Genomic DNA, 14,007 nt, shown 5'->3' with positions numbered 1-14,007 from the left:
TCCGTCCACAGGCCGGCGACGATGACCTTCTTGCGGCCGTTGGCGGCCAGCGCGTCGCGCACCTTCTGGTCGTCCCACGAGTTCATCGAGGTGCGCTCCAGCGTCTTCTGGTCCGGGAACACGTCGAGCAGTTCCGGATAGGTGAAGCCCGAGAACGACTCGCTCTCGACGGTGGTGATCGTCGTCGGGATATTGAAGATCTTGGCCGCCTTGGCCAGGCCGACGACGTTGTTCTTCATCGCCTGGCGGTCCATCGACTGGACGCCGAACGCCATTTGCGGTTGGTGGTCGATGAAGATCAGCTGGCTGTTCTGCGGGGTGAGGACTTCAAGCTTGGGATTGGACATTGCGTTGCTCCTGTTGGGGGCGAGAGTAGGGCTGCGGCGGCACCAGCCGCCTCGACAGTGCCGCGTCGGGGCGGCTAAGCATAAGGGCCGCGACTGGCGTTCGTATCCGGATCGCAACCTGACGCAAGGATAGTCGGCGCTGTCGGCCATGGCCATTGGCGAATCGTATTAGTCGTGCGCGGCCTTGGTTTCACCGCGACGCCGCTAGGCCGTGCCACACCAAGCGGGAGTGGCTTCGCCGGCCCTTGCGGCGTGGGGTGACATAGGGCTGTGTGCGACTCTGATGTGTCGCATTCTGCATGCCGGCTGGCTGGGGCTGGCTCCAGGATCCACGCCGAACTAACCCCAAGGTATAGGTACTCAGGACCCCGGCAATGTGCTGTAATGCAATGTTTTGCGGGGGGCATGCCAAATTGGCGTGAGTGGGCCTGCCCAGACCCCGCGCACCGATGAGTGCACTGGAGATTGACTGTGACAATCAACAGCTTCGTAACCGCGGACACCAGTGCGAGTGATGAAGCGATGGTGCTAATCGTTGATGACGACGCGATGCTTCGCGGCGCGTTGGAGAACCTCTTCCGATCAGTCGGGATGCGCGTCGCACTGTTCGCATCCGCTGCCGAACTGCTAGCATTCGCGTTCCCGGACGTGCCCACTTGCCTTCTGCTCGATGTCAGGCTCCGCGGGCAGAGTGGCCTGGACCTGCAGACTCAGCTGTCCCAAATGGGCGTCCAGGTCCCAATCATTTTTATGACTGGTTACGGCGACATCCCCATGACCGTTACCGCTATGAAGGCTGGTGCTGAGGATTTCTTGGCGAAGCCATTCCGCGAGCAGGACCTGCTCGATGCCGTGGCGGCCGCCTTGCAAAAGGATCAGCATCGTCGCCATGGCATGCGTAAGCTGGATGAACTGCGATCCGGCTACCAGAGCCTGACGCCGCGCGAGGCCGAGGTCATGCGCATGGTGGTGGCCGGTCTGCTGAACAAGCGGATCGCCAGCGAGCTAAGTATCAGCGAGGTCACCGTGAAAATTCATCGCGGCCAGGCCATGCGCAAGATGAAGGCGCGCACCTTTGCCGGGTTTGTATTGATGGCACAGCAACTCGGCATTTGTCCGCATTGAGTCCCCGTAGCCTCCCGCGGTCGGCGGGAGGCATCTAGTCCTGAGGCGGCAGGGTGAACTGAAACACGGCCCCGCAAGGCACATTGGGGTACGCCCACAGCCGTCCTCCGTGTGCCTCGACGATCAACCGGCAGATCGCCAGGCCCATGCCCAGCCCCTCCGCCTTGGTAGTGAAGAAGGTCTGGAAAACTCGCTCCAGATCTTGCGGCTCCAGCCCGACGCCAGCATCCTGAACGGCAACCAGCACAGTCCCTGATGCGTCGAGGTGCGACCGAATCAGCAGTCCCCGCGGCCGCTCTGCCACCTCTTTCATTGCCTCGATGCTATTCATCATCAGGTTCAGGAGCACCTGCTGCAACTGCACCCGGTCACCCGCAACCGGCGGCAGGTCAGGCTCGAGTTCCGTCCGGAGCAGGACTTGATGGCGGCTTATCTCTCCCTGGATGAGGGCAATCGCGTCTTCGATAAGGGCGTTCATGTCAAGGCGCGCCGTGACTGCGGCCGTCTTCTTAAGCAGCGCACGCATGCCTTCAATCACTGCGCCAGCCCGATGGCCATCCTGAACGATGCACCCCAACGTATCTCGCACCTCGGCCAGATCGGGCGGCTGGCGAGCGAGCCAGCGCAGGGCCGCATTGGCGTTGGTGACGATGGCGGCCAGCGGCTGGTTGACCTCGTGGGCGATCGAGGCTGTCAGCGCGTTCAACGTCGTCACGCGGGTAACGTGTGCGAGTTCGGCCTGTGCCTGGTGCAGCGCCTCCTCGGCGCGCTTGCGCTCGGTTAGATCAAGTATGTAGGAGACACCTTGTTCCCCACCCTCTTCGAATGTCGCGCACCCTAGCAGGACGAGCACGCGGCTTCCATCCTTGCGGAAGAACTCTTTTTCGAACGGCGGCAAGGTCCCGCTGATCCGAAGGTCCTGGACCAACCTTGCGTCACGCTCGCGCCAGTCCGGGGGCGTCAGGTCCGTCCAGCGCAAAGGGACTGAGGCGAGGTCCTCGCGGTCGTAGCCCAGCATGCGGAGGAACGCGTCATTGGCCTCGAGGATTCGGCCGTCCATGTGCCAGAGGCAGATCCCGATGATGTTGGCCTCGACCAAGCGCTGAATCTTCGCTTCGCGTTGTGCGAGATCCCGGTACAAACAAGTAATCTCCAGCGCGGTCGCCGCCTGCGAGGCGAGCATCTTCAGCACGGTGGTGCGGGTTGGCACGAAGACGCGCGGCGCGAGGTTGTTCTCCAGGTAGAGCACACCGACGAGCTTGGCCTGCGTAAGCAGTGGGAGGCAGAGAATGGATCGGGCATGATGCTGCAGAATGTACGGATCGTCGGAAAACGGCATCTGTGTCGCCGCATTGTCGAGAATGATGTTCTCGCGGGTGCGCAGGACATAGTGGAGCATTGATACCGGCAGCGCAGTCGCAGTCACGCTCTCGTCGCGGAGTTGCACCGTGACAATATCGCCACCGGTCGTAGCCTCTGCTGCGATGCGCTGCTCGGACCCTCGGGGCAGGATCAGCAGTCCCCGTTCCGCGCCGGCCTGTTCAATCGCGGTGCGCATGAGTGTGTCGAGTAATTTGTCCAGGACGATCTCGCCGGACACAGCTTGCGACACGGCAATCACGGTGGCAAGGTCCAGGTGTTCGACCGGCGCCCCAATGGTCGTCGTTGGTGCGGGTGCTCGCTCTTCCCCCCAGAGGTGCGGATACAACGCATCGAGTTGCCGCACCTTGCCGCCGGCGCCCCAGCGAAGATAGCCATGGCGGGCATCCTGCAAATACACGCGGGCAACCTTTTCAAAGCCACGCGCAGCATAGAATCGCGCGGCCAACTCGTTGGCGAGTGCCTGGTTATGGATGAAATCATTGTCCTGCGCGGAGCGGATGGCCTGCTCGTAGAGGCCCATTGCATCAACTTCGCGCCCATCGAGGCGGGCGATTTCCGCGCCAACCAATGCGGCTCTGTTCTCGAAATTCTCCGGACAATGCTCGGACCAGACAAGGAGCTGGCGATGATGTGCGGCCAATGGCGCCAGGTGCTGGGTCCGTTCTGGCGCGGCGGCTGTGCCGCAGCATGCGGCTCGCGCCAACGCTGTGTAGAAGTGGTATTCCGCCTGCTCGAAGAACGATGGTGATGTCCAGAGGAGACTTTCTGCCCTGTCCGCCGCCGCTATGGCGGCTGCGTGGTCGTCGGCGAGGAAGCGTGCCTGCAGTTTTCGGATCCAGTACCAGCAGGTGGCGAGGGCGGGGCCCGGAGCCTCATCCAGATACCGCTCGAACTCCTCCTCGTTGAAATCATCATCATCGAAGACGCCGAACACCGGGGTCAGTCCGCGCAGAGTTCGCGCTAGCTGGAGCTGGGGGGTAACCCGGTCGACGGCGAGACCGAAGCTCGCACGGCGCGCGAAGCCGATCGTGGCTTCAGCTTCGTTCTGCACCTCGGCAAGCGGATCGCCGCAGGCGAGCAACTGCGTAATGAGGTTGTTGCGCGCGAAGGACGCGTAGGTAAGGTCACCAAGCTTGCTGGCCACGTCGAAAGCGCGCCGGACCAGGCTGCGCGCGGCACGGATGGGTTGCGTCCATTGCATCACGTGGCCGCCGAAAGCCTGGTAGACGCGCGCCCTGAAGCGGTCCAGCCCGCGCTGCTCGACCAGGCTCAGGCCAAGCTGGCCGAAGCGGAATGCCGCCTTGTAGTCGCCGGACCGAGGCCCCAGGATCATGCCGAGCCAGGTATAGGCGAGGCACGACGCGTCGCTGTTGCCCTGCTCGAGGCTGAGGTTTGCCATCCGCCCGATGATGAGGGAGCCCAGGTTCACGTCGGTGTACCAGGCCGGCAGCATCAGCGCGGTCAGAACATCCATGGTCTCGCACGCGACCGCATTGGTCATCATCGGCAGGTCGAGCAGCGCCTCGATCGGACGGTCGCCAAGTTGCCGCCACATCCGGTCGTATTCCTGCAGAACCTCCTCATCTGTCGGGTGTGCCGAACACTGGACGCCGGCGCGGTACAGGTAGTCGAGGCCCACCTCGACGGCGCGCTCGCGCTGGCCGAGGGCCAGAAACAGCTCCAGCCGCAGCTGGGTGACGGAGGCCAGATCGGGGAGGCTGGCGGCACGGCACGCAAGCTCGGCCAGGCGCGCGTCCGCCGCGGCCGGCGCGCCGGTCAGAAATTCGCATTCGGCGAGGTGGAACTCGAGCGCGAAAGCAAACTTGGGCCGGCGCTTCCAGGCGTCCCCCTGCATGAGCGCTGCGCCGGCGGTGAGATAGGTCAGCGCCGAGGCGTAGGCCGTGGACGCCTTGGCGCGCTGGCCGGCAAGCAGATTCAGCTCGGCCACTTGCTCCCGTTCCTCGGCGGCGGTGATAAGGTCGGTGCCACGGTTGAGCTGACCGACGATCTCGAAGACACGCTCCGCTATTGCTTCAGGCGGCGTGCCCATAGCGAGCCGCCTGCCAATCGCGAGGTGCGCTGCCGGCCGCGCGCCTTCAGGAATCAGCGCGTAGGCCGCCTCCTGGATACGATCGTGCAGGAATCGGTAGGTATTTCCCAAACGCAACACAAGTCCGGCGCGTACCGCCGGCCGCAGAGCCGCGTCCAGCTCCGCCTCGCTGGCATCCTGGACCATGGCCAGGCTAGCGATCGCCGCGTCATTGCCGAGACACGCCAACTGCTTCAGGGCGTTACGGGTCGCCGCGGGAAGGCGCCTCAGCTTGGCGAGCATGAGATCGACCACATTGTCGGTGAAACCCTTGGCCCGAATCTGCTCAAGGTCCCAAGACCAGCGCGCGCCACGATGATCGAAAACGAGCAGCCCCTCTTCGGTCAGGGCGGTGAGAAACTGGATGGCGAAAAATGGGTTACCGCCAGTCTTCTCCTGCACCAGTCGGGCCAGAGGTGCGGCGTCCCCAGGTGCGCAATGCAAGGCATCGACGATGAGTCTGATTACATCGTCGAACCCAAGGGGGGAAAGCGTGATGTCATTTACCCGCCCCCCGGCCTGGCGGATTGCCGGCAATCGCAGTAGCAACGGATGTCCGGGCTTGACGTCGTCATTCCGATAGGCTCCGATAAGCAGCACGTGGCGTACCTCTGGCTGGGTCGCCAGATACTCGAGCAGATCGAGTGTTGCCGCGTCCAGCCACTGCAGGTCGTCGAGAAAGAGTGCCAGCGGATGCGTGGGTTGGGCAAAGACGGCAAGCAGGCGCTGGAAAACCATCTGGAATCGGTGCTGCTCGTCGCACGGGGGCAGTTCCGGCACCGGCGACTGCGGCCCCAGAATCAGCCCGAGCTCGGGTATGAGCGGCACCATGAGGCCGCCATTCGGGCCCAGCGCCTCCGCCAGTGCGGTGCGCCAGGGCGCCAAGTCGGCCTCGCTCTTGCCCAGTAGTGGGCGGACCAGATTCTGGAAAGCCTGAGCCAACGTCGCATACGGGACGTCTCGCTTGTACTGATCGAACTTGCCCGAGGCAAAGAGGCCATTCCTGAGCGCCAGTGCGCTGCGCAACGCAAGCACGGCCGAGGTCTTCCCGATACCGGCGTAGCCGGAGACCAGCACAAGCTCCGGCGTGCCCTGGGTCACCACCCTATCGAAGGCAGCGAGCAAGGTTTCAATCTCGCGCTCCCGTCCATAGAGCCGCTCCGGAATCAATGGGCGATCAGGCAGGTCGTGCTCGCCGAGCGGGAAGGTGGCAATGCTTCCCCGGCTTTCCCATGCGACCGAACTGCGCCGTAGATCGGCCTCCAGCCCCGCTGCGGTCTGGTAGCGCTCCTCCGCTGTCTTGGAGAGCAGCTTCATCACCATGGCGGAAAGCAAGGCCGGGATCGACGGTACCCGTTCCGCCGGCGGCACTGGCTGTCGTGCGAGATGGCTGTGCAACAGTTCCATCGGGTCGTCGGTGGCGAACGGTAGCACGCCCGTGAGCATTTGATAGAGCGTGACGCCGAGCGAATAGAGGTCGCTCCGCGCGTCGATTGACCGGTTCATGCGTCCGGTCTGCTCGGGGGCCATGTAGGCCAGCGTGCCGGCGATCTCTTCCGGTGGCGCCGGTGCCTGGCGCTCGCGCGACTGGCGCGAGGCAATGCCGAAGCCCGTGAGCCGGGCCTCGATTGGGGCATCGTTCACCAGGATATGGGCCGGCTTGATGTCCTTGTGTATAAGACCCCGCTGGTGGAACTGGTCCAAGGCCGCGGCGATGCTGATGGCCAGGCGCAAGAAACGGCCGACCTCCATGGGGGTGCCCAGCAGCTTGGCAAGCGGCTCGCCACCTGGGTCGTCAAGCAGTAAAACAGTCCGGCCACGCTCGCGCACAAGCTCCAGCGGTCTTACCGCCCAACTGCCGTCCAGTTCGTCCTTCAAGCCGTATTCGTGCGCGAGGCTAGTGGGGCGCGGGTGCTCGGCTGCGTGCCACACAGCCAGTACAGCCTTTGGCATGCCATCTCGGCCGGGGAGCCAACCTCTACCGACAACGCGATCGTCATCTTCCCATACGACCGGGAAGCTGACACCGCTCTCATGGCCGAAGTAAAATAATGGGTTCATCTGCCGTGTTCCGCTCTCAAGTCGATAGCTGTATTTGATGTTTCGGGGCGCCTGGTGGGGCAGGTGAATTGCCGTACCGGTGATCCGGTCAAGGGGACCGAACGGCGAAATTTTGCCACGGGGATGCCAATCAATGACGGGCTTCATTTGTCTGCCTTGAATCACATTTTGGCATGACTGCCTTGTGCAAATGCGCCAGCAACTGAGTCAGGTCACATAACGAAGTTTGCTATCAATCATAAGAACATTGCCAGCTCACGGATGTTCGCAGACATCTGTAGCTTGGTTAAAATCGCCCAGATTTCCTGGAGTTTCAATGGCGGCTTTTGTCCGGTCAGCTTGCCGTTGTTCCACGTCACGCGGGAGCCCGCGGAGCAATTGTGCGTTTGCGCGGCAGCAAAACCCGAACTTTTCTTCCTGTGGGCCGCCACCACGCCGACACGTTCCTGACCTAGTCCAAATGTGGAAATCCAAATGTGGAAATTTCGACATGATCATGCTCTTCGCCGCAAGAGTAGCCTGCGTTGGCGTATAGCCTGCGGCAGGGCAGACCTCATTCTGATGCTGCTTCTACTTGCGGGACTTAGTGCCTGCGGGTCGCTTCCTCACAATGTTCCGCGCAACCTGCCTCAGGCCGCGGCTGCTGGTAGCGCTTCCACGGCCCTGCGCGAACCCACCGATGTCGCCGGCCAGACAACCGTCGCCATGTCGTTCTCTGGCGGCGGCACGCGAGCCGCAGCCTTCGCCTTTGGAGCGCTGCAGGGGCTCGACGCCGTGAGAGGTCCTGGCGGCGCGTCACTGCTCGACGACGTCGCATTGATTAGCAGCGTGTCCGGAGGCTCCATCACCGCTGCGTACTACGGTCTGCACGGCAAGGCCAGCCTGGCGAACTTTCGATCAGTGCTCTTGAAAGACGGAGAAGCGGGACTTCGCTTCAGTCTCCTGAATCCGCTTAACCTTGCGCGTCTCTTCGCGGGTGGGCTCAACGATCGGGAAGATCTCCGGACATGGCTCGACGAAGACGTGTTCAAGGGCGCGACGTACGCCGACATGTTCCGGCGCGGCAAGCCAATCGTTTGGATCAACGCCACGAACGTCTACTACCGGGTCGCGTTTCCGTTCAACCAGTTGGCATTCGATGCGCTATGCAGTGATCTCGCGAGCTTTCCCGTTTCCGAGGCTGTCGCAGCATCCATGGCGGTCCCGCTCTTTTTTGCACCGATCGTCCTTCAAAAGCATCCCGAGGCTTGTAGTGCACCGCTGCCGAACCTTGACTACGCCCAGGCGCCTGGGCAATCGCTGCTGTTTGGCGCGTTGGCAAACGCCGTTCGCGGTCACCGGGATATTTCGAAGGGAAAGTACATCAAGCTGGTCGATGGCGGGGTGACAGACAACTACGGCCTGGCTACGATTTTCCAATCACGACTGCTGCTGGGCACGGCTTACGGTCCCATGAGCGAAAAAGATGCGATCAATGTGCGGCGGCAACTTTTTATCGTTGTTGACGCGGGTCAGGGCCCGCGCGGCGATTGGAACCAAAGCCAAGCCGGCCCATCGGGAATCGAAGTCGCAAGCGCGGCCATCGACGCGGCAATGGCGACCAACGTTCGAATGAGCTATGACGCCTTCGTTCCCATGATGCAGCAGTGGCGAGACGACCTCGTGGCGTATCGGTGTGGGATGCCGCATTCTCGGCAGCAGGAGATCGCTGCACAACACCCAGGCTGGCGATGCGAAGACGTCGAATTCTTCGTGACGCGGATCTCGTTTGATGCCCTCGACAAGGAGCGTGCTGCAAGTCTGAACGATGTGCCGACCCGACTTCGTCTGCCCGAGAGGGACGTCGATCGCCTGATTGAAGCGGGAAGGGATGCCATCCTTGGCAACCCGGTGATCCGCGAGTTCCAGCGGAAATCGACCGTGGCGCGATAGTCTCGCGGCACGCGGCGGGGGTGAGGCCGGCGTTCTTGTTGCTCGGCCGCAGCGCTCTGGCGGACGCAAGCTCCACACGGCTCACCTCAACTCTTTTGAGCGCAACGGCCACTTGAATGACAGACTGAGCCAGAATGCGAACGGCAGAAGCCGGTTGCCGACGCTGGCGGCAGTCAGGCAGGCTCGACCGTCAGGTCCTAGCTCAGCGTCACGGGATTTCACGCCAGTCCGGCCAATTCCGGGTTCCTGCAGCACACGGCGTTGTTGCGCAAATCCGTAAGCACGCCTGACGTTTACGCGCAACGGCTGGAACGCTGACCCTGTTAGTCAGTCTTTTGACGAAGCGGCGTAGTGTCTCGGATTTTTTCCGGGACGATGCGAATGAAAAGCCACTGGCGGCAATCACCGGCGCTCGCTGGCCGAGACCCTGATGCACTACCTCAAGACACTGACGGGACACAGTCTATGGGCACGCGAAATCGGTGCTCAGGCCACTGAGGTGGCCATCCGTGCAGGCGTGCTCAACCGCATGGTGGAGCTTGCACGCCCGCAGTCCGTCCGCATCGCCTGAGTTTTGCAGCACGTGGGAACTCATGTTTTCAGACTCGATTTATGCAACAAAGCCCTTGAGAGGCGAGATTTTCGAGCCAACACAGTACCGAGGCCCGAGTTTGGGGTTACTTGTCGCCATGGGGTCCGAACTGGGCATCTCGATTTCCAGCATTTTTCAAGGAGCGCCAGCCCCTGCGGCTGCTTGGCCAAACCGCGTCGGTATGCCGAAAAAGGCGGGCGATGTGCTGCGAGCTGTACCTGGCCTACATGACAGATCTGTGCTCTTCAAGCGGAGTGTGGCTCCATCCTGAGCAGTCCTCAGTCTGGCCTGGCTGTCGCCGCGTCCCTCGGTGTCACGCAAGGCTATCTGCGATATCGATATCCCGGGCTGTGGGCTACCGCAGCTGCGGCACACAAACGTTATCAGAGCGAGATGAAGGCTGAGCGGATCGAGCTCATACGGATCCGCATCCAAGAGATTATTGCGACACTCAGGCGAGACAGGGCGGTGCTCACTTATAGCGCCGTCGCAAATAAGCTACGTATTTTCTCAGCCAAAAATCCTCTGGCTCCATGAATGCAAGAAGAGCTTAATAAATCGCAATAGATGGCAATAAGTGCTTAATAAATAATAATATTGGCAGTTGCAACCAATAGGTGTCCGTATTTTGTGGCAACCAAAAAGCGTGCAATCGGCCAGGAATGGATGTACTTCCCACTCGGCATCCGCCGTGGTGCCCGTACGTACTATCACCTAATGCTGCTGTGCGTCATTTCTTTTGCTACAATTAGGGAAAACCCGATGAGGGTTATCACTGAGAGAAAGAAAGCCATGAACACCCAATCCGACATCAAGATGACCGACCAACTCGAACGCGAACTGATCGAACGCGAACTTGGTCCCCGCAGCCCGGCCTTCGTCGACGACGTGAAGAGCGCCATCGCCACCATGCAATCCGTGCTGGGCCGCCTGCAGAACCAGGCACGCAAGGCAAAGATCGTTTTCGCGAACGGCTGATCGCCCGAGCACCGACATCAAGAATCAAGAGTGAATGCTGCCGTAGTGCGTTGTAGTTAACTGTTGTTTGTTGTTGATGTATGTAGTTTTGGTTTGACGGCTTTGATGCTGCTCGTCGCGGCGATGCGCTAACGCATCTGTCCTGGCGAGGGACAGCCGATACCATGTCAAACCGGCGCGGATCTCTTTCGCGCGGCAAAACCGGCCAACGCGTCGCTCCGAGGAGCGCAGCGCCTTTTGGCCGGTTTTTTTATTGGTGCCAGCTCCGCTGCGCACCTTTGTGAGATCGCCTCACAAGCCTTGCGAGTCATTTTCCTTTTGCGGGCGCACCGGATCGCGCTATCTTGAAGGCCCCCTGTGCCTTCTCCCGGTCTTCCCGTGCCCACCATCTCGCTCCGCTTGCTGCTCTGCCTGCTGATTACCTACTTGGTCTGGGGCACGACCTATCTTGCCATCCGTTTCACCCTGGAGAGCTTTGCGCCGTTCCTGATGATGGGCTCGCGTTTTCTCTGCGCGGGTTTGTTGCTGGCGCTATGGCTGCGCTATCGCGGCGCCGCCATGCCGAGCTTGCGCCAGCTGCGCAATTGCGCCGTGCTGGCTGGTTTCCTGCTGGTCGGCGGGATGGGGCTGACGGCGGTGGCGGAGCAGACCATCTCGTCCGGGGCGACTACCGTGATGATTGGTGCGATGCCGATTTTTGGCCTGTTCTGGGGGATTTGCTTCGGTGCGCGGCCGCGCTGGTACGAAGTGCTGGCCATTGCGCTGGGCAGCGCGGGCATCCTGGTGCTGACCGGCGGCGCGGAGTTTCGCGCGAGTGCCACGGGCGTGATGGCTTTGCTGGTGGCTATCGGCAGTTGGTCGTTCGGCTCGCAGATCGCCAGGCGCCTGGATTTGCCGCAGGGCGCGGCGGCGTTTGCCGCGGAGATGTTGCTGGGCGGGGCGATCTTGCTGGTCCTGTCCGTTGCGTTCGGCGAGCCCTGGCCGCGCACGGTCAGCAGCCAGGCGTTGTGGGCGTGGGCCTACCTGGTGGTGGCTGGGTCGCTGGTGGCGTTTTCCGCCTATATGTACCTGGTGGCAAACGTCTCGCCGACGGTTTCGTCAAGCTATGTCTACGTGAACCCGCCAGTGGCGCTGGCAGTGGGTGCGTGGCTGGGCAGCGAGGCAGATCGCGCCGCAGACGTTTGGTGCGGTAGCGTTGATCCTGGGGGCGCTGGCGGTGCTTAGCCTGGGGACGTGGCGCGGGGCGCGGGCGATTGCGGCGACCTGAGTGAAGATGGCCGCCCGCATGCCAGAACTCAGGACTCGGGATTCAGTGCTCGGGATTCAGGGCTCGGATTGTTCCTCGATCCACATCGATAGCCGCGCCTTGTACGCCTGCTGGATGTGCCGGCGCGTGATTTGCTCGGCTAGGGCGGGGTCGCGTTGCTCCAGGGCTTCCACTAGTGCAATGTGCTCTTCGTAGGAGACCCGGGCGCGTCCCGGCAGCGCCAGCGTGGTGCGTCCCAGCAGCGCCATCGACTCGTGCAGCGAGCGCAAGGTCTTGAGCAGGTAGCGATTGTGCGCGCAGCGGTGCAGCGTTTCGTGGAAGAGCCGGTTGTTGGCGGCGAGCTTGTCGGGCTGGTCGGTTATAGCCAGGTCACGCTGGACGATGTCGCGCAGCAGCGAGATTTCCACATCGGTAGCGTGGCGCGCAGCGAGCGCGGCGGCGGTGCCTTCCAGCACCTCGCGCATGACATAGAGCTCGCTCACCATGCTGGCGTCGAGCTGGGTCACCATCATGCCCCGGTTGGGCTCGTTGACGACCAGGCCTTCTGACTCCAGCCGCGACAGCGCTTCGCGCACCGGCGTGCGCGACAGCCCCAGCGAGGCGGCTAGCTCCACTTCGCGCAGGCGGGTACCGGACGGCAGCTGTCCGGCCTGGATCGCATTGCGCAGGTGCTGGTAGGCCCGCTCAGCACGGGGCAGCGAGGCGTCGGGGCCGGCGCCGGCCGCGCCGGCTGGATCTGCGGAATTCATTAGGCGGGTGGGATCCCGTGGTGATTGTTCGTTGTTTTGCATTGTTGTGCGTTGACCTGCGTCGCACATGATACCCGCTCCAGGCTCGGCAACATCACGCTTGCGCTATGTCGGTCACCGGCAGCGCGGGCGGCAATCGAGGTGGCGTCCGCCGCCTGCCGGGCATCCGGTTCCGCTCGGCATTAGTGCTCGGGGAGTTCGTAACACGGATGATAAAAGTGCCTGACGTGCCATTTTGCGATCGGTGTGTGCAGACTTGGGCGTGAGGAAGGTCCATGGCGGTGGCAGATTGAGGTTGTGTTCGGTCTTTGTGGAATATAGTATGTGATATATCAAAACGTACACCCATAAAACCACCGGGAGACGACATCATGAAAGTGTGTATCTATGGCGCCGGTGCAATCGGCGGCTATCTCGGCGTCCAGCTGGCATTGGCGGGCGCCGAGGTCAGCCTGGTCGCACGTGGCCCCCATCTTGCCGCCATGCGCGCCAACGGCCTGCGGCTGCTGAGCGAGGGCGAGGAGAGGGTGGCCAAGGTCAATTGCACAGACGACCCGGCCACGCTGGGGCCGCAGGACTATGTCTTCATCACCCTGAAAGCGCATTCCGTGCCGGGCGTGGTGGACCTGATGCAGCCGTTGCTTGGGCCCAGGACGGCGGTGGTGACGGGTGTCAACGGCATCCCTTATTGGTATTTCCATCAGCACGGCGGCCCGCTCGCGGGCACCAGGCTGGAAAGCGTCGACCCGGGCGGGCGCCAGTGGCGCGGCCTGGGCCCGGAGCGGGCGATCGGCTGCGTGCTCTATCCCGCCGCCGAGATCGCCGCGCCCGGCGTGATCCGCCATGTCTACGGCAAGAAGTTCCCGCTGGGCGAACCCGACGGCAGCAAGTCGGCGCGGGTGAGCCACCTGAGCGAAATGATGGTAGCCGGCGGACTGGAAGCGCCCATCCGCGACAATATCCGCGACGAGATCTGGCTCAAGCTGTGGGGCAACCTGTGCTTCAACCCGATCAGCGCGCTCACGCATGCCACGCTGGATATCATCACCGCCGATCCGGCCACCCGTGGACTATCGCGCGCAATGATGCTGGAAGCGCAAGCGATTGCGGAACGATTTGGCGTGCGGTTCCGGGTCGATGTGGAGCGCCGCATCGACGGTGCCGGTGCGGTCGGGGCACACAAGACATCGATGCTGCAGGACCTGGAGGCAGGGCGGGCCATGGAGATCGACCCCCTGCTGACAGTGGTGCAGGAAATGGGCCGATTGGTGGAGCAGCCCACGCCGATGGTGGACGCGGTGCTGGGCCTGATCAAGCAGCGTGAACGGATGGCGCGGGCGGCTTGAGCGCGGGTGCCGGGCCGGCCGGGACGAAATGGTGGCGCCGGCCGGTTTCGGCGGCGCACCATGTGATATACCATATACGAAAAACCGCCGCCCTGGCAGCCGATTTATATCAATTGTGCATTTTCCTATGCATTCAGC

The 14,007-nt window shown here is 62.4% G+C and carries 7 protein-coding genes and 3 pseudogenes; 6 read left to right on the top strand and 4 right to left on the bottom strand.

All coding sequences use genetic code 11. The features are described from left to right. Positions 1-347 (bottom strand): isochorismatase family protein (locus AC1RWI_RS13980; RefSeq protein WP_492867000.1); only part of this gene is annotated, 347 nt, incomplete at its 3' end. Between the two features lie 522 nt (positions 348-869). Between AC1RWI_RS13980 and AC1RWI_RS13975 the strand changes: the two genes are divergently transcribed. Further along, on the top strand, positions 870-1,472 hold the full coding sequence (locus AC1RWI_RS13975) for a response regulator transcription factor (protein WP_492867010.1): 603 nt from the start codon (positions 870-872) through the stop codon (positions 1,470-1,472). Positions 1,473-1,506: 34 nt separating this feature from the next. Here AC1RWI_RS13975 and AC1RWI_RS13970 read toward each other — a convergent pair whose 3' ends face one another. Both AC1RWI_RS13970 and AC1RWI_RS13965 read right to left on the bottom strand, forming a co-directional pair. Beyond that, positions 1,507-7,005 carry a trifunctional serine/threonine-protein kinase/ATP-binding protein/sensor histidine kinase gene (locus AC1RWI_RS13970; protein WP_492867008.1) on the bottom strand — a complete coding sequence of 1,833 codons (5,499 nt, stop codon included), beginning with the start codon at positions 7,003-7,005 and terminating at the stop codon, positions 1,507-1,509. 199 nt (positions 7,006-7,204) lie between these two features. Next, positions 7,205-7,364, bottom strand: a pseudogene (locus tag AC1RWI_RS13965) (integrase); the annotation flags it as partial. A gap of 115 nt (positions 7,365-7,479) precedes the next feature. On the opposite strand from AC1RWI_RS13965, the gene AC1RWI_RS13960 reads away from it, so the two are divergent. The 4 genes and pseudogenes from AC1RWI_RS13960 to AC1RWI_RS13945 all read left to right on the top strand — a co-directional run bounded on the left by AC1RWI_RS13960 (position 7,480) and on the right by AC1RWI_RS13945 (position 11,774). Beyond that, entirely contained in the window at positions 7,480-8,937 is a 1,458-nt protein-coding gene (locus AC1RWI_RS13960; RefSeq protein WP_492866998.1) for a patatin-like phospholipase family protein, read from the top strand. A 385-nt stretch (positions 8,938-9,322) separates the two neighbouring features. Further along, positions 9,323-9,508 (top strand): annotated as a pseudogene (locus tag AC1RWI_RS13955) (IS5/IS1182 family transposase); the annotation flags it as partial. A gap of 813 nt (positions 9,509-10,321) precedes the next feature. Then, a complete protein-coding gene (locus AC1RWI_RS13950; RefSeq protein ID WP_043355757.1) occupies positions 10,322-10,507 on the top strand; it encodes a hypothetical protein in 186 nt (61 codons plus the stop codon). Between the two features lie 387 nt (positions 10,508-10,894). After that, positions 10,895-11,774: pseudogene (locus tag AC1RWI_RS13945) on the top strand (EamA family transporter). Positions 11,775-11,830: 56 nt separating this feature from the next. Here the strand turns inward: AC1RWI_RS13945 and AC1RWI_RS13940 are convergent. Then, a complete protein-coding gene (locus AC1RWI_RS13940; RefSeq protein ID WP_043355756.1) occupies positions 11,831-12,523 on the bottom strand; it encodes a GntR family transcriptional regulator in 693 nt (230 codons plus the stop codon). Positions 12,524-12,894: 371 nt separating this feature from the next. Between AC1RWI_RS13940 and AC1RWI_RS13935 the strand changes: the two genes are divergently transcribed. After that, the gene (locus tag AC1RWI_RS13935; protein ID WP_043355755.1) at positions 12,895-13,869 is read left to right on the top strand and encodes a 2-dehydropantoate 2-reductase; all 975 of its coding nucleotides are present in this window, start codon (positions 12,895-12,897) and stop codon (positions 13,867-13,869) included. Positions 13,870-14,007: the final 138 nt, after the last annotated feature.

The sequence above is a fragment of the Cupriavidus sp. MPR-AND1C genome (assembly GCF_058809705.1).
The sequence above is the reverse complement of the archived record's forward strand: the minus strand, read 5'-3'. Positions and strand labels throughout refer to the sequence as shown.

Excerpts from the sequence above, each read along its gene's own strand:
- AC1RWI_RS13975 (WP_492867010.1), top strand. The coding sequence starts at position 870 with ATGGTGCTAATCGTTGATGACGACGCGATGCTTCGCGGCGCGTTGGAG.
- AC1RWI_RS13970 (WP_492867008.1), bottom strand. The coding sequence starts at position 7,005 with ATGAACCCATTATTTTACTTCGGCCATGAGAGCGGTGTCAGCTTCCCG.
- AC1RWI_RS13960 (WP_492866998.1), top strand. The coding sequence starts at position 7,480 with ATGTGGAAATTTCGACATGATCATGCTCTTCGCCGCAAGAGTAGCCTG.
- AC1RWI_RS13950 (WP_043355757.1), top strand. The coding sequence starts at position 10,322 with ATGAACACCCAATCCGACATCAAGATGACCGACCAACTCGAACGCGAA.
- AC1RWI_RS13940 (WP_043355756.1), bottom strand. The coding sequence starts at position 12,523 with ATGAATTCCGCAGATCCAGCCGGCGCGGCCGGCGCCGGCCCCGACGCC.
- AC1RWI_RS13935 (WP_043355755.1), top strand. The coding sequence starts at position 12,895 with ATGAAAGTGTGTATCTATGGCGCCGGTGCAATCGGCGGCTATCTCGGC.